Origin of the sequence: Paraliobacillus zengyii, from assembly GCF_003268595.1 — a bacterium.
Taxonomy (GTDB): Bacteria; Bacillota; Bacilli; order Bacillales; family Amphibacillaceae; genus Paraliobacillus_A; species Paraliobacillus_A zengyii.
Window position 1 is genome coordinate 2,390,731 of record NZ_CP029797.1, and the last position, 25,945, is coordinate 2,416,675.

Genomic DNA, 25,945 nt, shown 5'->3' on the forward strand with positions numbered 1-25,945 from the left:
TTCATTCACTTATCCATGTCACGGTAAATATTTCGTGATCATGCTGACTTTTTTCTATTTCAACATTTAACAATTCATCAGAGTGTTCTATTTTATTTTTTAACTCATGTGATTTTTCAAAAATACCTGAGAAAGTAAGTTGTATTTTTAATTGTTCGTTATTTAATTGTTGAACGTTTATTGTACCATGATACATCTCTGTTTTCATACAATACTTAGTAAAATGCACCATTATTCTTTCTAATCGGTCATATAGTTCAAAATCATTAACAGTAAGTGCCTCACTTATATTAATAGTATTAGTCAATTGAAAATTATCAAAACGCCAATTAAATTGTGTAAGCCATAGTACCGTTTTCGGTAGTGGCATATTTTGTAAGCTTCGTTCTGATACAGCTCGTTCAACAGAATCCTCAATTTTCTTCTGTACCTTATCTAATTTACCCATTTGTGCATATCCCATAATCAGTTGTAGCTCATTCATCCAATCATGTCGATAATGACGTAACAGGTCCACAACATCCTCATCTTTCATATTTCATCGCCTCATTTCATATCATGAAAATTATAGCAAAAAAAGGCTAACTGTGAAAGGTCATGTCAGTAGTATAGTCTTAATTAAGGTAATTTAATTATAATATAATGCACAATTGATAGAAATTGCGACATAACAGAAGATCCCCTTACCCGCTACGTCAGCAAATGGATTCCCTTTCCGTGGGCACAGTCTCAGCTAACTCGGATAAGCAAAAGTCGCTTTCCGAGTGGATCTTCAACTTGTGGGATTGCGATTACTCATCCCATCGAAAACATTTGCTGTTCCCACAGGAGTGTCATCCATTTGCTTTCTTCGCTGGACAGAACAAATGTAATATAAAATAAGCTATCTACTGTCTCCCAAACTTTTATTACGCTTATTACAGCGTTCAGTTAGATAAATAATATCTTAAAAGGCATGGTATCGTTGATAAAGCAACTTCATCAATAAACATAATACCGACTAGCGATAAAAATACACGACGACTCCTGCAGGAACAGCGTATGTTTTTGATGGGATGAGTAATCGCAATCCCACGATCTGAAGATCCACTTCGTAAAGTGTTTTTTCTTTACGAAGTTAGCTGAAGACGTGCCTGCGGAAAGCGTCGTGTATTTTTAGAGCGGCTATTACGTCACAGTTGGTACGAATTCTGACGCAAGGAAGGTTACGTGATAGTTTATAGATAATTCGTAATATAACTTCTTTAAGAAATTGACTAAGAGAATTGGTATAACTATATTATGTATTGATAAGAAACTCTCTACTTTTACTAGTATAAAGAAAAAAGACTCTAACCTTATTCAGGATAGAGTCTTTCTTCTTTTTGTATTAAGCTTCTTGCGTAACTGGTAATGGATAAACACTTACCTTTTTACGATCGCGTCCTACACGTTCAAAGCGAACAATACCATCAGTTTTAGCGTAAAGCGTGTCGTCTCCTCCACGTCCTACGTTAGTACCAGGATAGATTTTAGTTCCACGTTGGCGGTAAAGAATTGATCCACCAGTAACCATTTGTCCATCAGCACGTTTTGAGCCTAGACGTTTTGATTGTGAATCACGGCCGTTTCTTGAACTACCTTGACCTTTTTTAGATGAGAAAAACTGCAAATCTAAACGTAACATTGGTTTGCACCTCCTTACTTTTCAAAGATTCGTATATATTGATTATAGTCACGTTCGACCGTTTCTAATGAAACAAACATTCCTTCTAGCAACAATTCAGCAGCTTGACGCTTACCTTCATCTAATTGCTCAGGAAGTTGTACATATAGATAACCGCCTTCGCCACCTTGATCAATATTTGGTTCAATTTCACAAAGCTTTATTACTGCATTAACGGATCCAAATGAGATAGCAGAAACAGCAGCACAAACTAAATCATGCCCATGTGGTCCACTCTCAGCGTGTCCGCTCAGTTCAAAAGCATATATTTGCTTATTTGATTTACGATAAATTGTTACTTGTATCATACTGAAACAACCTTACGCGTTGATTTTTGAAATCGTAACTTTCGTAAATGGCTGACGATGACCTTGTTTACGGCTATAGTTCTTTTTAGCCTTGAACTTGTAAATTGTAACTTTTTTCTGACGACCTTGTTCTTCAACTTTAGCCGCAACTGTAGCACCTTCTACTAATGGAGAACCAACTTTTACGTCGTCACCACCAACAAAAAGAACTTTATCAAATGTTACTTCTTCACCTGCACCAGCTTCTAATTTTTCAATGTAGATAGCTTGACCTTCTTCAACTCTAACTTGCTTACCACCAGTTTCAATAATAGCATACATACTGCTTGCACCTCCTTCAAAAACTCAGACTCGCCATACAGGTGTCATTTTCATGACTTAGTTAAGAAAATACTAGCTATGTAGCTCTCTTTTCTATTAACCCGATCTGTGCGGTTGTAGCAGCGGGCGCTACAATGAATAACGTATTGATATTATCATGAATCACAGTACTTTGTCAATGATAGCATGGTGATTTGTCTCTAAGAAGTCTTTTATCAGTGAACTACTTCCAGCTAATTTCACCTGATATGACGTAACACCCTTCGTTTGATTCATATAAACAGATTGATGTAGCTGTTTTTTTATTTTATTAAGATCTATGTGTTGCAACCACAATTTATAAATCTTTGGATTTACATCTATTATAATGGCATCGACATTTGTATTTAAATAACCATAAAGAACACGCTCTAATGCGTAAACATATGTCATATTTGAAAAAGTTAGATGGTCTTCTGTTTTATCCGAAATGAGTTTACTATGAGGTGCTGTCGCTCGCTTTCGGGTCATTTCTACTAGACCTAACTGTGTAAATCCATATACTTCTGAACGGATAGGATCTTCATCAAGTGCTTCTCTTAATACATCTAGCACCTTTTTCTTATCTGATTGGTTTCTCATACTGATGAAATCAAGAATGATAATGCCAGAAAGATTACGTAATCTAACCTGTGTCGCGATTTCCTTCGCAGCATATATATTTGCCTGTAAATATGTCCGTTCTTTATCATTTCTACCTGTAAATCCACCCGAGTTAACATCTATAATAGTCATCGCTTCTGTTTCTTCTATGTATAGACTCACACCGTTTGATGCTTCAACTTTAGGGTGCACACATGCTTTCATCAATTGCTCAATAGTTACAGGCAATTGATCTTCAAGCTGTTTCTCCCATGTAATTGGAGCTTTTAAATGGTTGTAACGTTCTCGAAGTTCAGTTGCAATAGCTGGATCATCTAAATAAATATGATCAATGCCTTCAGATGCGAATTTTCGAATAAAACGATCTAAAACTGGAGCATCATAATATAAACAGCTTGGCACTTTTAATTGCTTACTTTGCTTTTCTAGTAGTGCCCAACGATTACGTAAGTGTAAAAAGATTTGTTCCAATTCGGCACTCGTAAGATCAGCAGCAACCGTACGAACTATAGCGCCTTCTTTTTCTTCGCGTATATTTTCTATGGTAGCTTTTTTCTCTTCTACATGATTGCTAGCAAGTTTTTTTGACAGTGCTATGTAATTCCCAAAAGGTAAGTAAACGATCGCTTGATCAGCAATGGTTATATTCGCAGTCAATCGTGCGCCTTTTGTATCATAAGCATCCTTTGTAACTTGTACTATCATACGCTCTCCTTCTGTAATAAGCGATTCCAATTTTTTAGTTGGATTCGCTCTAGCTGCAGGTAATTCTTTTCGTTGTAAAAATCCTAACTTTTCTGAACCAATATCAACAAATGCAGCTTGTAATCCCTTCTCGATTTTACTAACTTTTCCTACAAAGATAGAATCGACGAGTTGTGGCTGATTGGGGCGATCAATAACAAATTCTTTGATCTGATTATTTTCTACTGCAATGGCAATTTTTTCTGTTGGTTGGGTATGAATATATAGCGAAACCAAATTACTTCCTCATTTCTGTGTTCCCTGACTCACTTCTTTTATAGTCGCTTGATGCTGCTTTAATTTAAAATATATATGTAAACATGTAGCTTCATCCATTACATGCCAATCATCTTTAATGAAAATATCATGACGATATTGACGATGGAATTTTGAGAACACATCAATTAGTCGCATATCACTCGTAACAACAAGCGGGAAAACTTTTTTAGTTACTTGCTCCGTTTCAAACCTTTTTAGTAAAAAACGCATAAATACATAAAACCTTTGTTTCCATTCTAATCGATTTTCCCACAAGATAAAAGTAAACAATAAAACAGTACTTAATATGAATGAAAAAGAAGTTAATAATACAATTAAAATAATACTTATAAAAAGAATAGAGGATACGATTGTATATGCATGGGCTTTACGAAAAGGCAAAAAGGTAGACAATGTTATAAAAGCTAGTTTACCACCGTCTAATGGCCAAATCGGTAATAAATTGAACAATAGGATAGTTGTATTATATTGAAACCCTAATGCAAGTAGTGAAGGATTTAACCATCCTAACTGCTGTACACTAATTAGTAGTATAAAAATGATAACGTGTTGAAATGGACCTGCAAGTGTAATGATACACTCTTCTCTTAATGGTTTACTTACGTGCTCATCGGTTTCCATAACACCACCAAACATCCAAAGCATTATCCTTCTGACTTTCCAACCATAATGAACAGCTGCTAGATAATGTCCTAATTCATGAATCAACACGATGGAAAAAATAAGCATCATCTCCACCAAAGTACCTGTAAGAATTGATGCAATAATGCTAAACCAAAGAGTTGGATGAATTGATAGTGGTGGAAACTTATTACGGATTTTCATCTACCTTCATCACCTTTACTGGATCAAGGAACGTATTATCTTTTTCAACGGCAAAGTATAATTTACTCTCATTTGCAACAGAAGGAATAAACTCACCAATAATTTGATTAGTATCTACAAACTGATATTGATTAACAGTAAAGTCTGATAGGTTTCCATAGATGGATTTACTTTTATCAGGGTGCTGAATGATAATCGTTTTATTTGTTTCTTTATCATTACCAGCAAAAATAACAGTACCTTTTTCCATTGCGTATACATCGGAAGTACCTTCAGATGTTATCAAAACACTTTCTCCATTCACCTGAAATGATTGACTTATCGTTCCATTAACTGGAAGTACTGGCGCGCTTCCGGCAGTTTCAATAACACTTTGGTCAGTAAAAGCTAGTGGTGACCCAAAAGTTGTTTGATACCATTGATTTACAGTTGCAAATGGGAATTCTTCTGTTAAGGCAGAGGTTGTCCACTCTTTTGGTTTAGATAATGATGCGTGATCCACTTGATTAACCAAAGCTAATAAGAAAAAGATGCAAGCTGCAATTAGTGACTTGAAAACAAAGGAAGAAAAAAAAGCCGGTGAATCTCTTTGTTTCTTTTCTGCAGTGGGATAATATGTCGGCATATATCCATGCTTCTCTTCATCTTGCAAAACTTGACTTGATAAATTAGGTCGATATACTTTAGGATCGCTTTTGATAGCTGGTAGCTTTTGTTGCTTTCGTCTTGCTATATCTTTTCTAACCTGCACAATATCCTTTTTCATTATTTTCACAATCCTTCATTAGCTATTTCTACAAGTCTATGAAGGACTCAAAGTGATTATGCTCGTCTTAAAAAAATCAATAATATGATCCTATCAAAAAAAGGCACTTACCAATTAGTTGTAAGTACCTTTTCATCATTATTATGGACGCATACCAAAGAATTTTTTTACTTTTGAAAACATACCCTTTTCATCATCAAAAGATAAAAGTGGGACAGATTCACCGAGAATACGTCTAGCTATATTGCGGTAAGCAATAGATGCTCTTGTATTCGGCTGAAATACAACAGGCTCCCCATGATTAGATGCTTTAATTACTTCATCATCATCTGCAATAATACCTAACAAATCAATCGATAAAATTTGAACAATTTCATCAATATCTAGCATATCCCCACTTTTCATCATATGATTACGAATTCTATTAATCACTAAATGCGGCGGTTCGATATCTTCTTTTTCAAGCAAGCCAATAATTCGATCTGCATCGCGAACACTTGACTTTTCTGGGGTAGTAACAACAATAGCTTTGTCTGCACCAGCAACAGCATTTTTATAACCTTGTTCAATTCCTGCTGGGCAATCTATTAAAATATAATCATATTCTTCTTTTAACTCGGCTATCATTTCTATCATACCTTCTGGTGTTAGATCAGATTTATCACTCGTTTGAGCAGCAGGAAGAAGGTATAAACAGTCAAATCGCTTGTCCTTAATTAAAGCTTGCTTTAATTTACAACGTTTCTGAACAACATCAACAATATCATAGATGATTCGGTTTTCTAAACCCATAACCACATCTAAATTTCGCAATCCAATATCTGTATCCATTAAACAGACCTTTTTATCCATTAATGCTAGTGCTGTTCCTAAATTAGCTGTAGTGGTAGTTTTCCCCACACCACCTTTACCGGAAGTGATTACGATTGCCTCACCCATTTAAAATTCTCCTCTCAAACCCATTTAAATCAGGTCTTTTTTGTGTTAGAACTTGAAGGCGGTCTATCACGATTTTTTCTTTTGTTTCATCAATAAAGCCACATTCCATATAAACACCATCTGCTTCATAATCAGGAGAACGGCTTATAAAATCAGCAATTCTTAATTGCATTGGTTGCATATAAGAAGAAGCAATAACTGCATTTCTGTTACCTTCACTTCCTGCATGCGCAATACCACGTAAACTCCCCAATACAAAAATATTGCCTGTTGCAACGATTTTCCCACCCGGGTTTACATCTCCGATTAATAATAGATCACCTGTAATCTCCAATACTTGACCAGAACGTACCATTTTCGTTATCGTTTTGATTTCACTTTCTTCTTTCCATTGTAATGCTTCACGCTTTAAAATAACATTAGATTCAACTGATTCAACTACTAATTTCTTTTTATTTCGTATTAAATCACGTAGCATCTGTTCTTGTTCAGTATGTAAATAACGATTACCAAGATGAATCGTTACAGTAATCATCGGTTCGTCATCAGACGTATATTCGGTTGATAGTACTTGTTCCAGTTCATCTAATATCGCCGTGAAAGAACAAGTATCATCGATATATAATGTCAAACCATCTCGTGTGCCTTTTATCGTCACTAGTTGCTTGTTAGTAATCACGGTTTAATCACCTCATTCTACATGTATTCCACTGCAATTAGGAACTATTTGAATCAAATCGCTCTGCAGCCCATTGTACTAATTTTTTCTTCATCAGAAGATAAAGAACTAAAAAGAAAATCATATTTGCCACAAGTGTTGGCAATAAACGATTGGTTATGTACACCATACTATCTATTTGGCTAATCCCAATAAAAGAATAGATTAAATAAATTCCACCATCTACTAAACTAAGGCCAACGGCGGTTAATAAACATGCAACTAAGAAGTTTGTATGCAATACTTTTCGCACACCATGTATAAAGTAAATAATAATACCATACATAAACATATAGACACCGATCACATTTGTATAAACGAGATCAACCATTAATCCAGAAATAATAGCAAATAAAATAGAATAATACGTATATTCTAGATCATAAAATAACGCAATGAGCACTAGAAAAACAAAAAGCCAATGCGCAGCTAATAACCAACCTTTTTCAATAACGATCATTGGTAAAAAGTCAAAAGCCACTCCTTCTATTACTAGTAAGAATAGAAGCAAAAGAGGGAGATATAATCGCGACATTATTCTTCCTCCTCTTCTACCACTTCATCATTTGTTGTCATTGTGCGATCCAAAACAATTACATGATTTAAATGATACAAATCGGCTGATGGTTCCACATAGGCAACTTGTGTTAAACCATACTGATCTGTTGTCACTTCAAGAATTTCACCGATTTCAAGTCCTTTTGGAAAAACGCCACCTAAACCTGATGAAAAGACAAACTCACCTTCTGGGATTTCGCCATCATATTCCGTGAATTCAAGTAGTAATGCTTCACGTTCTTCATCAAAACCAAGTATAAAACCACTCGCGTCCTCGTCTTCATCCGTTATATTTACATTTACCGAAATCCGATTAGAACGATCAAAGCCATTTAATAACAGGACAGTAGACGTGTATTGTGAAGCTGATTGAATTTTCCCGATCATACCGTCTCCGGTAATCACAGCCATATTCTTCTCCACACCATCTTGCTTACCCTTATTAAGGGTAACTTGTTTAAACCATTGATCTGAACTTCTTGCCGAAATAGAAGCTTGGATCGGCTCATAATCAGAAATAGAATCAGCTTCTGTTTTATCATTAAGCGCCATTAATTCTTCATTTTCATTTCGAAGTTCTTGAACCTCGTATAATGTTTGTTGATATTGTGCTAGTTCTTCTTTTAATCGCTGATTTTCTTCAAAAATATTTTTGAAATCATCGATATTTGTAATTATATTTGTAGTATATGCAACTGGGACGTGGACAACCTGCTGCATCCACCCAACTGCATCTTGAAAAAACTGTTCAACTGCTGATAATTCCTCACGTTCACGTAGTGAGAAACCAATTAAACCAACCAAAATAATAAAACCAATTAAAATGGTAAAAAGTCGCTTTCTACGAAAAAAAGACATTTAACACACCTACTTAATTCATTCTTGAACGAGAAGAAATACTAGGATGAGACCTGAAATGTTGGATATAGTCTAATGACATTCCAGTACCAATTGCAACACTATCTAAAGGATTATCTGCTACAAATACAGGCATTTTCGTTTCATCACTAATTACTTGGTCCAATCCTCTTAACAGTGACCCTCCACCAGACAAGACAATACCGCGATCCATAATATCAGCTGCTAATTCAGGAGGTGTTTTTTCCAATGTGTTTTTGACAGCATCAATAATTGCAGTAACTGCATCATTTAATGAATTTGAAATTTCTTCTGCTGTAATAGTTATTGTTTTTGGAAGCCCAGTTAATAAATCTCTACCTCTAATATCCATTTCATCATTTTGGGCAGGTTTCCCTGCATTACCAATATCCATTTTAATGGATTCAGATGTTCTTTCACCGATCATTAAATTATACTTTTTACGGACATATTGAACAATAGATTCATCCATATCGTCTCCAGCAGTACGAATGGATTGGCTTGTAACAATTCCACCGAGTGAGATAATCGCTACTTCAGTGGTACCTCCACCGATATCAACAATCATACTACCTGTTGGTTCCCAAACTGGTAAACCTGCTCCTATTGCTGCTGCAAAGGGTTCTGCAATTGGATAAGCTTCTTTCGCACCTGCTTGTTTCGTTGCATCAATTACTGCTCGTTCTTCAACCATTGTAATACCTGATGGTACACAAACCATAACATTCGGTTTTCTGGCAAAAGATGAACGGTTTTTCTGCGCTAAACGAATATAATATTTCATCATTGTTGCCGTTGTATCATAATCCGCAATTACTCCGTCTTTCATAGGACGAATAACGGAAATATTACCAGGTGTTCTACCAATCATATTTCGTGCAGAGCCACCAACGGCTTCAATTTCACCTGTTGAATTATTGATAGCAACAACTGACGGTTCTCTAACAACAATCCCTTTTCCTTTTACATAAACGAGTGTGTTTGCAGTTCCTAAATCAATTCCTAAATCTTGCGATAAACTAAACCCAGCCAAATCAATCTTCCTCTCTAATCTCACGATGCTTATTGTTTCATCTCATTAATTTTTAGTTTCATCATGTAAAATCCAACTTCCATATTGGTATCATAACATGAAAAGTTTGTTATAGCTGTTATTCACCATAACAATAAGCGCCAAATACAAGGAAATCTTGTAAAGTGGCGCCGAATGTAAACTTCGTCTATACAATTATACGAAAAAAAACAAAAAATAGATAGTCTTATACGTATCCTTTTTCTTTTAATGATACAAATTTTTGATCACCGATAACTAAATGATCCAAAAGTTCTATGCCAATCATCTTACCACATTCTGCTAAACGTTTCGTGACTTGAATATCTTCCTGGGAAGGGGAAGGATCACCTGATGGATGATTATGTACACATATAATCGATGCCGCAGAACGTTTAACTGCTTCACGATATACTTCACGAGGATGGACAATAGAAGCGTTAAGACTCCCAATAAATACGGTCTGCCTATGAATAATTTGGTTCTTAGTATTTAAAAATAAACAAACAAAATGCTCCTGGTTTAATAGGCGCATTTCCTCCATGACAAAATTAGCACCATCTTCAGGACTCCGAATAACATACCTTTCTTGCGGCTTTAATTGATTCATACGTTTACCCAGTTCAATAGCCGCTAAGATCAGCACAGCTTTCACCATACCTATACCTTTAATCGCAGTTAATTCTTCAAATGTTGACTCCCGCAATAAATTTATTCCTTCAAAGTGCATTAGCACACGTTGAGCTAGATCCTGAACAGATTCTTCTCTTGTACCAGTACCTAATAATATCGCAAGTAACTCTTGGTTAGAGACATGGCTTGCTCCTAATTCAATCAATCTCTCTCGAGGCCGATCTTGTTTGGGTACATCTTTCATCGTTACATGTATACTAGTCATCTATTCACCTCAATATGTTTTTTTATACAATTAATAGTACCGAGTCAATGAATAGAAAACAAATCTGCATTTCTCAAATTCAGGGCTTTCTTTATATGTTAAAGATATAAATTTGGTTAGATAAAAACAAGCATTATACAGTTTAACCATATTAAGAATTACTTTTTATTATGTTCTAACGTTTTTTTAAATATTTTGATAAAGTTGCCATACTTCCAATAATTGTAATTGTTTATTTTCTCTACTTTCCCCTTCAGTAATCATGGTAGTAATTTTTTGAATAGAATCTTTCCATGCCGTAACACTCTCTGGTAATCCTTCTGGAGCTACTTCCAACCAATTTGTCCATACCTCAACTTGTTCAGCATCTGAATCTTGATTAACCGCCTGAACTGTATCTGTCCATAGAGTTGGGAAAGTTTGTAACCATTCTATTACTTGAGGATTAAAAGCTGCGTTACGTTCTGTTGTTGACCATGCGCGTGCATATGCCTCCAACCCTTTTGCCTCCATATCACTTGCAATGGCTTTTGCTCCTTCTTCTGTTGGAGTAATCCCGACAAATAATCGAAGTTGATCTCCTTCGTTCCAGACCATTGCATTATAACCAGAAGCTGCTATTTTATCTTGCCATTCAGTTGCCTTTTCCTTCGTTGAGAATACACCCACCTGAACAACATAAGCTTGTAATGCTTCTAACGTTATACTTTCTCCATCAACAACTTCCGTTTCAGCTCCCGTATTTGTCGAAGTAGCTTCAGAAGAAATTCTATCATTCGTCGCAAGATTATCTTGGTCATCTATTTCAACAAACATCTTTAAAATAATAAATCCTAATATAACACTGATCCCAATCGCACCACATGCAGTAAATATAAAGGCTTTAACAACCGAATTATTATTCTTTTTACTCTTAATCTTTTCAGACGAAGAATCATCAGTTAAATGACTGTTTTTTTCAAAAACATCCACCTCTTCGATCTCCTCTTTATCCAAACTAGCCGCTTCCTCAAACCATGTTGGTCTATCAGATAAATAATCCCGACTATCATTTTTACTATCTTGCTTATTCTGTTTTTTATTATTTATTTTTACAGTGATTTTGTTATTGTTATCCACCCTAATTACCTCGTTTCCTATTACGTTTGGTTCACTCTATCATAATCCAAATGAAAAAGTAGACGAGTTTTGTCAGTACGCGATAGCAATTACCAACATAAACTAGCAAATTATTCGTAATTTCTTTGTAATCAAAAAAACAAGAGGACCATTAATCTTGGTCCTCTTGTTGTTGTTCTGCTTCTTGTTCTTCATCATATTCGAATGTTGGTGTTTCTGTTTGAAGTGCTGTTAGCGTTGGATTGTAAAAGGTAGTTAAACCGACGGAGAGTTCAATACTTCCTTCTTCTACTTGAACAAATTCAATATTATTAATTTCCACTATGCGATCCATGTTAGTTAACTCTGTTAAAAACTGATTCATCTCATCATAATTTGGTGATAATACTTCCATTTGATAATTTATTTTAGTAAGTTCAGATGTAGCTTCTCCATCTTGATCACTAGCTACTTGATCTTCACTATTCGTCAATAATGTTATAGTACTGTTCGTTTTCTTCTCTATTTCTTCAACATTCAAAATTAGTTGATTAATTGCTTTATCTATTGGGATTTGCTTTTGTAAATCCAATGAATTAGCAACTTCATCCTCAAGTTCTTGTTTACTTAAATCCGCATTTTCGATCAATTGATCCTGTTCTGCAAGTTCACCTTCTAAGTACCTTACTTTTTGTTGACTAGGATAAATAAATTGATAATAAGAAAAAAAGGCAATTATAATAACTAGTAAAACTACACCAATCGATAGCAATGAGTAGATACGTGACCATTTAAATATCATTTTAATCAGCCTCTTCCACTAAATAATCTGCATTAATACCAAAATTAAATGTTGCAACATAGTAATCATCTATTTTTTCTAAATTTATTAAATTTACATTATCTGCATATGTCGACCCATTAATATTTTGACTAAAGTTGGCAGCTTCTGATAATGCATTTAAATGAATACCTATTGTTACACCATTCGTGATAGTAAATGAATAGTTTTCAATAAACGTATCGTTTGGCAAATCAGCTTGGATATCGTCTAATAAAAATAAAGAAGGATAAACAGCAGTTTCTAATTGCTCAATTTGTGCTTTCAATGTCTGTTTTTGTTGTTCGACCATGTTAAGTGTATTAATTTCTGCTATAATTTCAGATTTATCTATTCTTTCTTGTTGTAGAGAAACATATTTATTCTCCAAACTTGTATGGAGAATGAAGAAACTAATACTAATAATAAGTAAACTGACCATAAATATAGCAAGTAGCAAATATAGGGCGGTATTTATCTTCTTTTTTTCAACAAAATTTATTTCTATCATAAGGTGATCCCCTTACTATGAAGTTTAAATAGTCTTTTCTTCACTTTCTTTGTGTTAGTCCATATACAGTAGCATATTCTGGTGGTAAGTCACTAGGAAATAAAATGGTTTTAATTGGTAAATTGAAACGAGATGCCAGTGATTCATTTATTGACGACTGCGCTGGAAAATCACCGATTAATAATAAATGAGAAACTTGGGCCTCGCCTGACATAATAGAATATTGATAGAAATCCATAAAACGTTCTATGGTTATTAACTGTTCATCAATCAGCTCTCTCCACATATCTTCATTTGAATGCATGGAATCTTCAACTAGCTTATTATTAAAAATCATATCATTATTATTTAAATGAATATGGCGATTGAAGATTGGTTTTTGATCATGAAAGACCGTGAGCACTAAGTCCGTTTTAGACCACTGAATCATAAGTAAATGCTCTTCTTTGTTAGCAAGATCCAAATTATAATAAGTCCGATATACCGATAGAAAAGACAAGTCAGCTACCATCAGTTTTACATTCGCTCGTTCAAACACTTCTATGTAAGCATTTAACCGTTCTTTTGGGTATGCAAATAAAAGAATTTTATTGGTTTGTTCTTCTTCTGCAATAACCTCAAAATCTATAACTGGATTTTGAAAAGGCAGTCGAATACTACCTTCTAATTCTAATTCAATATATTTTTTTACTTCATCTTTAGTTAATTGTTTAGGTACTGATTCTTCTCTCATCGTAACAAAAGCATCTGGAACGCAAAATACGAGGTGCTTATTCCTCCATTTTTTATCTTTAACAACATTTTTAATGATAGTCGTTAACTTTTGTTGATCTAAAATTTTTCCATCTTCAACAATGCCTTGTTCCAATGGTATTTCCCCATAGTCTTTATTAGCTGTAACGTTTTTTTTAGTGGAAACAAGATATCGAATCATCGTATCATTTATTGCGATGTTTATTCTATCTTTGTTAAATAAACTCATTTGTGTTCATCCTTTAAAAAAATGATGTAATGTACCAATTGATTATCTGACTACCAAAAAAATAAGTAGTTAACGCAGCGATGCAAATAGAAGGGCCGAATGGTACCGGACTTTTACGATTGATTCTTCTAGTAGCCAATAATAGCAATGTGATAATTGTGCCGAAGATAGTTGCTAGAAAAAAAGTTAGTAGAATTCCTTTATATCCTAACACAATTCCTAGTATAGTGAATAACTTCATATCACCCGCACCCATACCACCTTTACTAACAAGTATGATCAGCGTTAATAATATAAATCCGACTGCTGCACCAGCAATTGAAGACCACCATGGTTCTAACGGATCTATGATGCGTAAGATAATTAAAAACGGTAGAAAAAACAATAAGATTTTGTTAGGTATTAGCATATAAGTGATGTCTGAAACAACGATAATCACACATAAAGAAGTGAGTATTAGTGCCATTACTAACTCTAATTGAAACCCCAAAAAATAATAGCTAAAACTGAAAAGGAAAGCTGTAGATAATTCTATTGTAGGATAAAGAGGGGAAATCTTTTCTTTACAGTTTCTGCATTTACCAGCTTGAAACAGATATGAAATAATCGGAATCAGCTCATACCAATGCAATGTTTTATCACAACGAGGGCAATAAGAACGTTCAGATTCTAAGAAATTATTATTCGGTACACGCAAACCAACAACATTATAGAATGAACCAAATACACTTCCAAAAATAAAAAAGATAACGATATAATAGACTTCCATATTTTTTATCTCCTAATTATGTATAAAAGACCCCTTTGGGAAGGGATCTTTTTAAAATATTATTACTCAGTGTATTCGTATTGATTCGTATCTTCATCAAAAGTAACTGTGCCATCTGGTAGATCATCACTACCCTCAAGATAACCTGCTGTTACAAGTTCAGCAGCAGTCATACCAGTTTCGTCAAATTCACCTTCTACATCTGCTAATCTTGCAGCATCAAGTACCAATTCAATTTGAGCATCATCAGAATCTTCCTGTGCTCCCTCAATTATATTCCCAATTGCAGGAACGGCAATTGCTACAATAATACCCAAAATAACAATAACTGCTAAAAGCTCTACTAATGTAAAACCTTTCTCATTGCGTAACATTTTTTTCATTCTAGTTAACATATTATTCCTCCTCATTTAATTTCTCTTATAAAAAAAGACTCACAGCATAAAAAATGGTGTCAGTCGGTTGCACTACTAGCTCAAATTTATCCAAGTGCCCAGATACAGATAAACCTTCATTGCTTCTACTATTCGTTTTATACTAATAGTTCTATTATACTACATTTTTATAACCTGTCTACACTTTTAGATATTTTCAAACAAGCTAAACATAGGTATAACGATCGCTAAAACAATTGCACCTACGATTACAGCTAAAAATAGAATCATTATCGGTTCAATTAACGACTTTAACTTTTCCGATGATTCATCTAATTCTTGTTCATAAAAATCAGAAACTTTTTTCAACATCGCATCAATTGAACCTGTTCGTTCGCCTACAACAATCATTTGTGTAATTAATTTAGGGAAAACCCAATGTTTTTCCATAGGCGTGGCTAGTGACTCTCCCTTTTCAAGAGAATCTCTACTTTCACGCAAAACTTGTTTAATTACTTTATTATCTATAACCCGCTCCGTTATCGTAACAGCTTGTAAGATTGGTACAGAACTATTTAACAAAGAACTTAATGTTTGCGTCATTCTAGCAAGTAAAGACTTTTGAATAAACATACCGAATATTGGAATTCGAAGTTTGATGACATCAAATAAATAAGAAATGTTTGGGCGACGATTTAATAATCTAATCGTCACACCTAACACTAGTATTAGTATCATCATAATCCACCAATAAGACTGAACCATATCGCTAATACTTAATATCGCCGCTGTATATGGTGGTATTTCTTGGTCAAAAGATAGGAACATGTCCGTGAAAATCGGTACAATAAATGCAAGTAAAAAAATAGTGATAAATACGGCAACAATACCAACCACAACAGGATAGGTTAATGCAGTTATGATCTTTTGTTTTAACTGGTATTGTTTCTCATAATAAGTAGCCATTCTATCAAGGATTTCATCTAAATTACCACTAATTTCTCCAGCATGGATCATACTGATTAATAATTCAGGGAAAAGACGAGGAAATTCTGCTAATGCATCAGATAGGCCAATTCCTTCTTCTAGATCGTTTTGAATTTGTTGTAGCGCTTTTTTTAGTGGTTTACTTTGTGTTTGATCTTCTAGAATAGAAGTTGTTTCTACTAATGTTATACCGGCATCTATTAACGTCGAAAATTGACGGAGAAAAATAACAAAATCCTTATTCTTTATTGGATTACCTATATAAATATCTTTGTATAAAAATGAGTTCAATTCATTTATCTCAAATAAAATTAGTCCTTGAGACTTTAATTGTTTGATCGCTTCTTTTTCATTCTCGCTACTAATTTTCCCTTTTTTTATCTTGCCATCGACAGATTTCGCTTTATACGCATAATAGTTCATAAAATTCCACCTCTTCCCCCATCATAACTTGAACTAAAAAGTCATATCTTTTAAATACGGAGATGCATGTTTTTGCGTTATAATTCCTTGTTGTAACATCCGTTTTATATCCATCGTCATGGTATGCATACCATACTCTTTAGACGTTTGCATGGTGTTAGGAATCTGATGCATTTTTTCTGATCGAATTAAGTTTTTTACTGCAGGTGTGTTAATTAAAATTTCAGTTGCTGCTGCTCGTCCAAATCCTTTTGCCAAAGGAAACAAGCGCTGCGATACAATGGCCTCTAACACATTAGCAAGTTGAATTCTTATTTGACTCTTTTGGTGGGCAGGAAAAACATCAATAATTCGATCCATCGTTGAGGACGCATCAGTTGTGTGCAGTGTTCCTAGAACTAAATGTCCCGTTTCTGCAGCAGTTATTGCTGTAGAAATTGTTTCTAAGTCGCGCATCTCACCAACTAGTATCACATCTGGATCTTGACGCAAACACGCACGTAACCCTTTTTGAAAACTACTCGTATCGAAACCTACTTCTCTTTGATCGATAATGCATTTGTTATGCTGATACAGATATTCGATTGGATCCTCTAACGTAATAATATGTCGGTTCATTGTTTTGTTCATATAATCAATCATCGCTGCCAAAGAAGTACTTTTTCCACTTCCAGTTGGACCTGTTACCAATACTAACCCTTGTGGTAACCCTGCTATTTCTTTCAATACGTTAGGTAAATCTAAATCTTCAATAGATGGAATCGTAGTTGGAATCGTTCGAATAGCTAAAGAGATACAATTTCGTTGAAAGAAAATATTCATTCGAAAACGTGATACCCCTGCAATTCCATGTGATAAATCTAGTTCTCTTTCATCTAGTAATTTAGACCACATCTCTTCGTTAAGAATCGATTTAGCCATTTGTTCCGTATCGGTTGGTTCTAATTTATTCTGTCCATGAAGTTGTAACCGACCGTCCACACGAAAAATCGGCTGTGATCCTACAGTTAAATGGACATCTGACGCTTTTTTATGAAATGCTGTAGTTAATAATTCCTCTAGTCTATTTTCCATGTTTGCTCACCACCTACTCTTCCGTTGCCACACGTAATACTTCATCAAATGTGGTAATACCCTGCTGTACTTTAATTAGACCATCCACTAACAAAAATCGCATGCCATTTTGCTTTACATATTCTTTAATATCTGTCATATCAGACTGATTCATCATCATTTTTTTGACTTTATCATCGATTACTAAAAGCTCATGAATTGCTGATCTACCACGATAACCTGTTGATCTGCAACTATCACAACCAACACCCTCGACCACTTCCGTTAAATCTATATTATGACGACTAAAAATTTCCTTTTCCATTTTAGTTACGGGTCGTGATTGTTTACAATCGACACAAACTTTTTTAACTAAACGTTGGGCCATTACTGCCGATAAAGCAGAAACGACAAGATAAGGTTCAACATCCATATCAAATAGACGAGGAATCGCTGCAATAGCACTGTTTGTGTGTAGTGTACTAAATACTAAGTGCCCAGTTAATGCTGAACGTATTGCTATTTCAGCAGTTTCGCGGTCACGAATTTCACCAACCATTATTATATTTGGATCTTGGCGTAAAATTGATCGTAAACCTTTTGCAAAAGTAAGACCTACCGCAGTATTTACTTGGACCTGATTGATACCTTCCAATTGATATTCAACTGGGTCTTCTATTGTGACGATATTAACATCTTCCTGGTTCAATTCATTGATTGATCCATAAAGTGTTGTTGTTTTACCAGAACCTGTTGGACCTGTTAATAAAATTAATCCTGAAGGTTGTTCGATTATTTTTTGATATTTATCTAAAGTGTCTTTTGAAAAATCAAGTTCTGTCAATGTTTTAAATATATTACTTAAATCTAAAATACGAATAACTATTTTTTCACCAAAAACCGTTGGTAAGGTTGAAATCCGTAAATCGACTGGTTTCGCATCAATGATTAAACGAATTCTACCGTCTTGTGGCAAACGTGTATCCGTGATATTTAATTCCGATAATATTTTCACTCGGGCAATTAAAGCATTTTGTAATCGCTTTGGTATTGTTTTTTCTGTTCGTAACATACCATCAACTCTATATCGAATCATAACCTTCGACTCTGAAGGATCAATATGTACATCACTCGCTTTTAACGTTACACCTGTTTGTAATATTTGATCTAATATCCGAATGGCAGGCGCTTCCTCATTTTCAGATTCCTCATCTGTATAAGCGGCTTCCATGTCATAATATTTATTTATCGCTTGTAAAATATCATCTTTTGTTGCGATTACAGGTTTGATCGTAAACCCTGTTGATAGTTCTAAATCATCAATTGCATAATAATCAAGCGGGTCATTCATTGCAACAGTTAAAATATTCTCTTGTTGTTGTATAGGTAAAAGCGTATTTTCACGTGCTGTTTCTTTTCGAACAAGATCCATTAAACCTTCATCAATTGGAAAACGATATAAAGAAACGCTTGGAATTTTCAAATGTACTTCTAAAACTTCTAATAATTGTTTTTCCGTGATATAGCCCTGTTCAACAAGTGCATCCCCTAGTTTTTGTTTCTCCCATTTTTGTGCTATTGCCTCAACTATTTGTTGTTCGGTAATTAAGCCATTTTCTTTAAGGACGTCACCAAGTTTCCGTTTATTTCGTATCGCCATTTGACCCCTCTTTTCGTAACAATATAATTAAAACTCTAATCTGACTCTACTGTTGGCTGCTTTTTAATTAAGTCGTCCGTTGATGGAGAACTGTTAGTGCCGAAAGGGAAGTCATCAAGATTCATTGACTTGAATTTAATGAATCCTCCACCAGTACCTGTTATTGAGTTAGTAATTACTGTACCATTTATCGATCCACTTCCTGAAAAAACTAAATCTGCATTAGGCGCGATAACAAACGCAGAAGAATATGTACCTCCTTCGAATACTACACTATTACCCCCACTTACTATAAAGCCTTGAAAATCCCCGCCACCTGTCAGTTTTACATCAGCTTTTTCAACAAATATTGAACCATTAATATATTGTGCATTGGAAACTTCTATCCTTGAAGTTCCTTGATAATACATATTTAATTGGTTAGTATTCCCTGTATCATTGATAGTACTACTTCCTCCAATATTAAACGAATCTTGAATATAAATATTTACCTTACCACTGCCAATTATATTAATATGACCTTGACTTAAATCTAAATCTTTTACTACAATATCATGATCTTCATTATTCGTATTAATATTCAATGTATTGTTACTTGCAAATGTTATTCGATTGAACTGAAGGTTTTTATCTAAGTTTAAAGTGTAGCCATTCGCTTGATAACTATTAATATTTAAATTGCCTCCTTCAATTACTTTGAATCGTTCATACTCTCCTCCTATTGTTTCGTCAATAGGAGGAGAGTATGTTGGATATGTTGGATGATTATCAATAATTGTTTGATAGTCTTCCCAAGGTATTGAAGTTAAGTTTGATTTAACTTCCGGTATAGTACCCTTAAAATTTTCAGGCTCATGAATTTTCAAGGCATTTTCCACTGCGTTTTCAGGAACATATGCAATACCATAAACATGAGTTGTTCCATCCATTTTAATTAAGTTAGGAAGAGTTGAATCAACATACAAATCTCCGTTTAGAGACACACTTCCTACCAGTGAAATACTATTCTTAACAATTGCTACTGCATTATCGGGTATCTCAATCGAACCACCACTCCCAGACTTCCAATTCACTTGAAATGGTTTTGTTACTGTGCGTGTTCGCTTTCCAATAATGCCTTCTGATACAATTTGATAAGAGCGAGGGTTGCCATCTGTTACTTGTTCCACTTTAACTTTAGCACTTGGTTGTTCAGTAAAACTCTCTTCAAAGTCTGAAATACTAGTACCATCCAATTGTTGTTCTATGCGGGAATTAAGATCAGAATAAAAAGAAGCTTCTGTGTTCGTGGTTTCGTATATCGATTCAACAAGTGTTTCTATCTCTGCGTATGTTTGATTTGCTCCACCCTCAGCTACATAATAGGTAGCCTGATAATCTCGATCAACAGTAGTTAATTTGATATTAGCAAATGAAGCAGTGGCTAATGCCAAACCTAATAAAGATAATACTGTTAAGGCCATCATTACGATAACTAAGATAGCACCATCTTGATTATTTTTTATATATTTGTAATGTTTTTGCATAAACTTCACCTACTCTCGCAAATAAATTACTGTAGATAGTGTTTCTATTTTTCCATTCCGATTTGGGAGACTACTAATCGATATTTCTATTTTTCCATCCTCTTTATCAATATTAAAACTTGATATTTGGTCACTAATTACGGTGCTATTTTCATAAAAATTTGGTTGTTCTAGTTCGTAACTATTTGTACCAATGGTTATTTCGTTTGTATCACTTGTAACACTTACTAGATCAGCTTCTGTTGATCGTATTTCCTTGGTAATAGTCGCCATAACATAACGCACTTGTTCCTGATAATTGATTTCTTCCGTTTGATTTCGATATTGTTTTTGGCCGAATATATGCGCAGATCCAATTAAAGCAATTATGATTGACATTAAAGCAAGTGCGGCTAATAATTCAATTAATGTCATACCTTTTTCATTTTTGAACACTAGCACACCTTCTAACTTTCCCACAATAGTTTTGTTTCCAACTGTGCTTCTAGTTTATTTGCATCATTATATACCTTTACAACCACGTCTTTTACATCGTCGTTAGTAGTAAATGTAATACTAATATTATAAATATTAGTGTCTTCCATTTGCTTCGTGAGTATATACTCATAATTACTATCTGAACTGTTTACATGATACGTATTTGATAAATAGGTAATTGTATCCACGTAACTCATCGTATCACTCAAATGATATATTTCTTCCATTTCTGATTGTGCAACATATGACGAATCAGTGATATCCTTTGATACATTGTTTACTTTGGTTGATTGAATAAAAAAAGTTAAAAAAGTAACAATTATGATCGAAAGTATAGCAATAGAAACAATTATCTCTACTAAAGTCATACCATTTTGATTATTCATCTGCGAAAAACTTTTCGTCATCATCATCTCAGCCTTTTTAACTATATTCTTATCTTAAATATAGTACAATTTAAACTACTTGTATATGTTTTTCAATTATGATTGATAGACCGCAACTCGATTTCTACCTTTTTGCTTAGCTCCTACATACATCGCACGATCTGCTAACCTGACCAATTCGAATGGGTCTTCACAATGCTCCGGATAACTAGCAACTCCTACACTAATGGTGACCGTAATATCAATACACTTTTCATTTTCTTGTATATGTGTATAGGTTCTTATTGTTTTATTTGTAATAACTTGGCGTAATTCTTCTGCGCGTTGCTGACTGTCTTCTGCATTCCTTCCAGGTAAAAACACGACAAATTCTTCGCCACCATAACGTGCTACTAAGCCTTCATCTCCAATAAATGTTTTGACTCTTTCTGCTATAGCTTTCAGAATTTCATTGCCACATTCATGTCCATACGTATCGTTTATCTTTTTAAAATGGTCTAAATCGAATAAAATAAGTGAACAAATTTTTGATTTGTTGGATTCTTTGATTTGAGTACTATAATTTTGCATATAAGCTTCAAAATAACGAAAATTATATAAACCTGTTAATTGATCTGTTTCACTTTGTATTTTCCTATCTTCGTAATTTTTTGCGTTTTCTAACGCAATTCCCAAGAAATTATTTAGTATATTTAATATTGTAAATAAGTGCTCCGTAAAGGCTTGTTTATATTTCGATACGAAAACGATAATCGCAACAATTTCATTATTCCGTTTTACAGGCATAACAACAAGACTTTCCCCATCTTCGGGTATGGCACTATCACGTATATAATCCCATGCTTTCTTATGTTTATAATGCAGCATTTCTTCTTGTCTCCACGCTTGTTGGATAATAGTATTTCCTTCTTCAATACAAATAGAATCACGATAAACAAGACCTTCTAATTTAGTATAAGAACGAATTAATTTTAATTGTCTATTATCTACCACATCATAAGCAAAGGCATAATCTACAGCAAAGATTTCTGTAATATGGGTTAAAAAAACCGAAATAACATCATTCCGTTCTAACTTCCCTGTTAACGCCTGTCCTATTTCATTTGTTTGTTTTAAATAATAATTTACTGTTCTACTAGAATAGAATAGTTTCATAATAATAGAAATACTAATAAACGGTATGCCAACTACGTAAATACCAATAACACCAAATTTTTCATACATTAAATAGAGTATAAAACCAATTGGTAAAACAATTAAAGTCGTAATCATTTCCCACAAAAAACCTTCATCAAAGAATTTTGTTTCTTGTTCATAAAAAAAGCGTTTAACGAAGTGGAGGAAAATTTGATTAGAAAGAAAAACTGTTACCACATAACCAATTAATTGCAATTGTTGGGTGAAAGAATCTAAAACAATCGCTTCGTGTAAACCACCTATCCATTTATATACACTTGCCGATAAGACGGATATGAATAAAAACATAAGTAGATTAAGCGGAATTCGAAATGCCTGACTTTTATCTATTTTAAGTTTAATTAAAACAACAACTAATGCAATTTGCGTTAGTAATACTTCAATAAATAATCCGAATATTAAAAAGACTGCAAACCCAATACAATTCACCAAAAAAATCGGTGTTTTATTAACAATTATAGGAAAAAAGGAAACTGTGGCCATAATGATCGCAAATGACACGACACTTAACAACTGATCTTCATAATAAATTGGCCATGCAACATATGTCCAAACGATAGATAATGGCCAAATAATTAACCAAATTATCCAAAGTAACATTCTTTTTGATTTTAAGACCATCTAGTTTCCTCCTTTTACTGGTTCAGTCATTTAGTCATACATAAGTACTTCATTCAAAGTTTTCAGAATATATTAAAGATACCATAATAATTCTAATTACTCAAAAAAATCCCTAACTTTTCCAATAAAATCTAATGAACCTGTTATAAAAGTAATCTTATCCTTATCCTCATTTAAAATCTTTTGTAATGCCTGCTGCCAATCAGCTTCTTCTATTTTACCGTGGTTTTCAACTTGTTCATATAATTCTGATGCTTTTGCTGCCCTTTGATGGTCAAAACTTGTAAATGTAATAGTATCAAAATAACTCTCAAGCAAGCCAACCATTTGCTTTATTGGCTTATCAACGAATGCTGCGAAAAGTAATTGTTTTTCTTCTGTTGGGAAATACCGCTGCACCGTTTTTATAAACGCTGTAATTCCTTCTACATTATGGGCTCCATCAACAATTACTATTGGTTGATTTGATATTTGTTCAAACCGACCGAAAAGCGTTGCCTGACTCATGCCAGTTTCAACCGCATTTAATGCTTTAGAGAATCCACGATCACGTAGTTGCAACAATGCCATTACAGCAAGTGTAGCGTTATGAATTTGGTGTGTACCTCTCATTCTTAAAGTGATTGGATACGATACTTCTTTTGTTTGAAAAGTAAATGCCTCTCGTTTATTATCATCTATCCGCACATTCTGATAGTTAAAATCTTCACCGATTTGCACTAATTCAGCTTGATTATGTTCTGCGACATTTCTGATAACTTTCTCAGCAACTTTAGGCATTTCACCTAGTATTATGGGAACATAGCGTTTGATAATTCCAGCTTTGTGATGTGCTATTTCTTGATAAGTTTCTCCTAAAAATGTTCGGTGATCAATACCGATGGTTGTAATAATTGATAGAATAGGATTAATTGCGTTGGTTGCATCCTCCAGTCCTCCCATCCCTGTTTCAATAATTGCCAAATCAATATTTCCAGCAAAATAACCATAAGCAATAGCTACAATAATTTCAAAAGAACTTGGTGGATTATCTTGCAACTCAAGTATATGAATCGCTGGTAGTAACTGATTAAAAATTTCCATGAAAGATTGATCAGATATGGCTTGATGGTTAATTTGAATCATATCGTTTCGCTTCGCTATACTTGGCGAGGTGAATGTACCTATTTTATAATCACTTAAAACCATACAAGTAGAAATATATGTTAGTGTTGATCCTTTGCCGTTAGTCCCTGCTATATGTACAGATTCAAATTTCCTTTCTGGATGATCAAGTGCTTCTAATAAAATGTTCACTCTTTCTAATCCAGGCTTTATTCCACCACGTGTTCGGGCATTTAAAAATTCATCTACTTCTTCTATTGTATAAATCAAATCTTTAACCTACTTTCCTAAAGATACTTTTTCATTCATAATAAGATAGATATTACATCAAATAATAAGTTATTAGAGGTTTGAGAGAGGATTTTTTATATGTATGGTTGGGTTATTTATAATGGCAATTTGTCGAGTGATAAATTCATTAGTTTTTCAACATGGATACAGAATGCAGGTAACAAAGAAGGAATGACTATTGAGCAAGTTAAGAATGATCAAGTTCTTTCTATTGTAGATTCTACTGGATTAAACTTACTTCAGTCAATTAAACAAGACCATCTACCAGAATTCGTTGTATTTATTGATAAAGACATTCCATTAGCACGCCAGTTAGAATTAATGGGGATACGGGTCTTTAATTCTGCTGATGCGATTGAGTTATGTGATAATAAGGTATTAATGTACCAAGCTTTAGCACAAAAGAAAGTTACCATTCCCAAAACAATTATTGCACCAAAAGTTTTCTCAGATGTTACTAAACTGACGATGGAAAACTTTTATGAAATTGAAAAAGCATTAACATACCCACTGATTATCAAAGAAGGCTACGGTTCATATGGCGAACAAGTTTTTCTAATTAATGATCGTATCCAATTAATAGAGAGAATAAAACTACTTACTAATCGACCATTTCTATTTCAAGAATTTATTAAATCAAGCTATGGACGCGATGTTCGAATTAATGTTGTAGGAAATGAAGTTGTAGCAGCAGTAAAACGCTTTGCCACTGATGATTTCCGAGCAAATGTCCAATTAGGCAGTACAATGGAAACTTATCAACCTTCCGAGAAAGAAAAAGCTCTAGCTATCCAAGCAACGAAGGCTGTTGGAGCTGATTTTGCTGGTCTAGATTTATTGTTTGGTGAAAATGATCAACCTATTATTTGTGAAGTAAATACAAACGCCCATATAGAAAATATTTTTCATTATACAGGCGTAAATATTGCAGATCACATCATTGCATTTATTAAAAAGCAAGTTAATGAAAGATAAATGAATGTCGGATCTGGATTCTGCTTGTGTTTCGCCCGATTATGCTCGCGTTCGCTTG

General features: G+C 34.1%; 28 protein-coding genes, 1 riboswitch and 1 other annotated feature. Of the genes, 1 reads left to right on the forward strand and 27 read right to left on the reverse strand.

The annotated features are described in order from the left end of the window. Position 1 precedes the first annotated feature (1 nt). From DM447_RS12220 to DM447_RS12350, 27 genes are all read right to left on the reverse strand, one after another. On the reverse strand, positions 2 to 535 hold the full coding sequence (locus DM447_RS12220; RefSeq protein WP_112181480.1) for a Spo0B domain-containing protein: 534 nt from the start codon (positions 533 to 535) through the stop codon (positions 2 to 4). An 834-nt stretch (positions 536 to 1,369) separates the two neighbouring features. Beyond that, the gene (gene rpmA / locus DM447_RS12225; protein WP_112181481.1) at positions 1,370 to 1,666 is read right to left on the reverse strand and encodes a 50S ribosomal protein L27; all 297 of its coding nucleotides are present in this window, start codon (positions 1,664 to 1,666) and stop codon (positions 1,370 to 1,372) included. A 14-nt stretch (positions 1,667 to 1,680) separates the two neighbouring features. Continuing rightward, on the reverse strand, positions 1,681 to 2,013 hold the full coding sequence (locus DM447_RS12230; protein ID WP_112181482.1) for a ribosomal-processing cysteine protease Prp: 333 nt from the start codon (positions 2,011 to 2,013) through the stop codon (positions 1,681 to 1,683). A 12-nt stretch (positions 2,014 to 2,025) separates the two neighbouring features. Next, positions 2,026 to 2,334, reverse strand: a complete 309-nt coding sequence (rplU, locus tag DM447_RS12235) for a 50S ribosomal protein L21 (RefSeq protein WP_112181483.1) — start codon at positions 2,332 to 2,334, stop codon at positions 2,026 to 2,028. A 16-nt stretch (positions 2,335 to 2,350) separates the two neighbouring features. Then, positions 2,351 to 2,460, reverse strand: a sequence feature (ribosomal protein L21 leader region). Positions 2,461 to 2,496: 36 nt separating this feature from the next. Further along, entirely contained in the window at positions 2,497 to 3,957 is a 1,461-nt protein-coding gene (locus DM447_RS12240) for a ribonuclease E/G (protein WP_112181484.1), read from the reverse strand. Positions 3,958 to 3,966: 9 nt separating this feature from the next. Beyond that, entirely contained in the window at positions 3,967 to 4,824 is an 858-nt protein-coding gene (locus DM447_RS12245; protein ID WP_112181485.1) for a site-2 protease family protein, read from the reverse strand. Next, positions 4,811 to 5,590 (reverse strand): M23 family metallopeptidase, encoded by a 780-nt coding sequence (locus tag DM447_RS12250; protein ID WP_112181486.1) that lies wholly within the window; start codon positions 5,588 to 5,590, stop codon positions 4,811 to 4,813. Before DM447_RS12250 ends, DM447_RS12245 begins: the two co-directional genes overlap by 14 nt. Positions 5,591 to 5,731: 141 nt before the next feature. Beyond that, the gene (minD, locus tag DM447_RS12255; protein ID WP_112181487.1) at positions 5,732 to 6,529 is read right to left on the reverse strand and encodes a septum site-determining protein MinD; all 798 of its coding nucleotides are present in this window, start codon (positions 6,527 to 6,529) and stop codon (positions 5,732 to 5,734) included. Further along, positions 6,522 to 7,208 (reverse strand): septum site-determining protein MinC, encoded by a 687-nt coding sequence (gene minC / locus DM447_RS12260; RefSeq protein WP_112181488.1) that lies wholly within the window; start codon positions 7,206 to 7,208, stop codon positions 6,522 to 6,524. Before minC ends, minD begins: the two co-directional genes overlap by 8 nt. A 37-nt stretch (positions 7,209 to 7,245) precedes the next feature. Continuing rightward, positions 7,246 to 7,782 (reverse strand): rod shape-determining protein MreD, encoded by a 537-nt coding sequence (gene mreD / locus DM447_RS12265; RefSeq protein WP_112181489.1) that lies wholly within the window; start codon positions 7,780 to 7,782, stop codon positions 7,246 to 7,248. Beyond that, on the reverse strand, positions 7,782 to 8,663 hold the full coding sequence (gene mreC, locus DM447_RS12270) for a rod shape-determining protein MreC (RefSeq protein WP_112181490.1): 882 nt from the start codon (positions 8,661 to 8,663) through the stop codon (positions 7,782 to 7,784). Before mreC ends, mreD begins: the two co-directional genes overlap by 1 nt. A 13-nt stretch (positions 8,664 to 8,676) precedes the next feature. Continuing rightward, on the reverse strand, positions 8,677 to 9,717 hold the full coding sequence (locus tag DM447_RS12275; protein WP_112181491.1) for a rod shape-determining protein: 1,041 nt from the start codon (positions 9,715 to 9,717) through the stop codon (positions 8,677 to 8,679). Positions 9,718 to 9,943: 226 nt separating this feature from the next. Then, a complete protein-coding gene (radC, locus tag DM447_RS12280) occupies positions 9,944 to 10,633 on the reverse strand; it encodes a RadC family protein (protein WP_112181492.1) in 690 nt (229 codons plus the stop codon). Positions 10,634 to 10,819: 186 nt separating this feature from the next. After that, positions 10,820 to 11,752 carry an SPOR domain-containing protein gene (locus tag DM447_RS12285; protein WP_112181493.1) on the reverse strand — a complete coding sequence of 311 codons (933 nt, stop codon included), beginning with the start codon at positions 11,750 to 11,752 and terminating at the stop codon, positions 10,820 to 10,822. Positions 11,753 to 11,903: 151 nt separating this feature from the next. Next, positions 11,904 to 12,533 (reverse strand): type 4a pilus biogenesis protein PilO, encoded by a 630-nt coding sequence (gene pilO, locus DM447_RS12290; protein WP_112181494.1) that lies wholly within the window; start codon positions 12,531 to 12,533, stop codon positions 11,904 to 11,906. A 1-nt stretch (position 12,534) separates the two neighbouring features. Then, a complete protein-coding gene (locus tag DM447_RS12295; protein WP_112181495.1) occupies positions 12,535 to 13,062 on the reverse strand; it encodes a PilN domain-containing protein in 528 nt (175 codons plus the stop codon). A gap of 40 nt (positions 13,063 to 13,102) precedes the next feature. Continuing rightward, positions 13,103 to 14,044 carry a type IV pilus biogenesis protein PilM gene (pilM, locus tag DM447_RS12300; RefSeq protein ID WP_112181496.1) on the reverse strand — a complete coding sequence of 314 codons (942 nt, stop codon included), beginning with the start codon at positions 14,042 to 14,044 and terminating at the stop codon, positions 13,103 to 13,105. Between the two features lie 13 nt (positions 14,045 to 14,057). Then, entirely contained in the window at positions 14,058 to 14,813 is a 756-nt protein-coding gene (locus DM447_RS12305) for a prepilin peptidase (protein ID WP_112181497.1), read from the reverse strand. A gap of 62 nt (positions 14,814 to 14,875) precedes the next feature. After that, complete coding sequence (locus tag DM447_RS12310) at positions 14,876 to 15,208, reverse strand: competence type IV pilus major pilin ComGC (protein WP_112181498.1); 333 nt, start codon at positions 15,206 to 15,208, stop codon at positions 14,876 to 14,878. Positions 15,209 to 15,260: 52 nt separating this feature from the next. Beyond that, positions 15,261 to 15,341, reverse strand: a riboswitch (cyclic di-GMP riboswitch). Between the two features lie 53 nt (positions 15,342 to 15,394). Further along, a complete protein-coding gene (locus tag DM447_RS12315) occupies positions 15,395 to 16,597 on the reverse strand; it encodes a type II secretion system F family protein (protein WP_112181499.1) in 1,203 nt (400 codons plus the stop codon). Between the two features lie 33 nt (positions 16,598 to 16,630). Next, entirely contained in the window at positions 16,631 to 17,671 is a 1,041-nt protein-coding gene (locus tag DM447_RS12320; protein WP_112181500.1) for a type IV pilus twitching motility protein PilT, read from the reverse strand. A gap of 13 nt (positions 17,672 to 17,684) precedes the next feature. Next, complete coding sequence (locus DM447_RS12325) at positions 17,685 to 19,310, reverse strand: GspE/PulE family protein (protein ID WP_112181501.1); 1,626 nt, start codon at positions 19,308 to 19,310, stop codon at positions 17,685 to 17,687. 35 nt (positions 19,311 to 19,345) lie between these two features. Beyond that, entirely contained in the window at positions 19,346 to 20,836 is a 1,491-nt protein-coding gene (locus DM447_RS12330; RefSeq protein ID WP_112181502.1) for a pilus assembly PilX N-terminal domain-containing protein, read from the reverse strand. A 9-nt stretch (positions 20,837 to 20,845) separates the two neighbouring features. Continuing rightward, positions 20,846 to 21,271 (reverse strand): PilW family protein, encoded by a 426-nt coding sequence (locus DM447_RS12335; protein ID WP_112181503.1) that lies wholly within the window; start codon positions 21,269 to 21,271, stop codon positions 20,846 to 20,848. A gap of 11 nt (positions 21,272 to 21,282) precedes the next feature. Continuing rightward, entirely contained in the window at positions 21,283 to 21,699 is a 417-nt protein-coding gene (locus DM447_RS12340; protein WP_162632648.1) for a type IV pilus modification PilV family protein, read from the reverse strand. A gap of 96 nt (positions 21,700 to 21,795) precedes the next feature. Further along, positions 21,796 to 23,517 (reverse strand): GGDEF domain-containing protein, encoded by a 1,722-nt coding sequence (locus tag DM447_RS12345; RefSeq protein WP_112181505.1) that lies wholly within the window; start codon positions 23,515 to 23,517, stop codon positions 21,796 to 21,798. A 96-nt stretch (positions 23,518 to 23,613) separates the two neighbouring features. Next, entirely contained in the window at positions 23,614 to 24,891 is a 1,278-nt protein-coding gene (locus DM447_RS12350) for a bifunctional folylpolyglutamate synthase/dihydrofolate synthase (RefSeq protein WP_112181506.1), read from the reverse strand. 99 nt (positions 24,892 to 24,990) lie between these two features. Here DM447_RS12350 and DM447_RS12355 point away from each other — a divergent pair, with 99 nt between their 5' ends. Further along, positions 24,991 to 25,887 (forward strand): ATP-grasp domain-containing protein, encoded by an 897-nt coding sequence (locus DM447_RS12355; protein ID WP_112181507.1) that lies wholly within the window; start codon positions 24,991 to 24,993, stop codon positions 25,885 to 25,887. Positions 25,888 to 25,945: the final 58 nt, after the last annotated feature.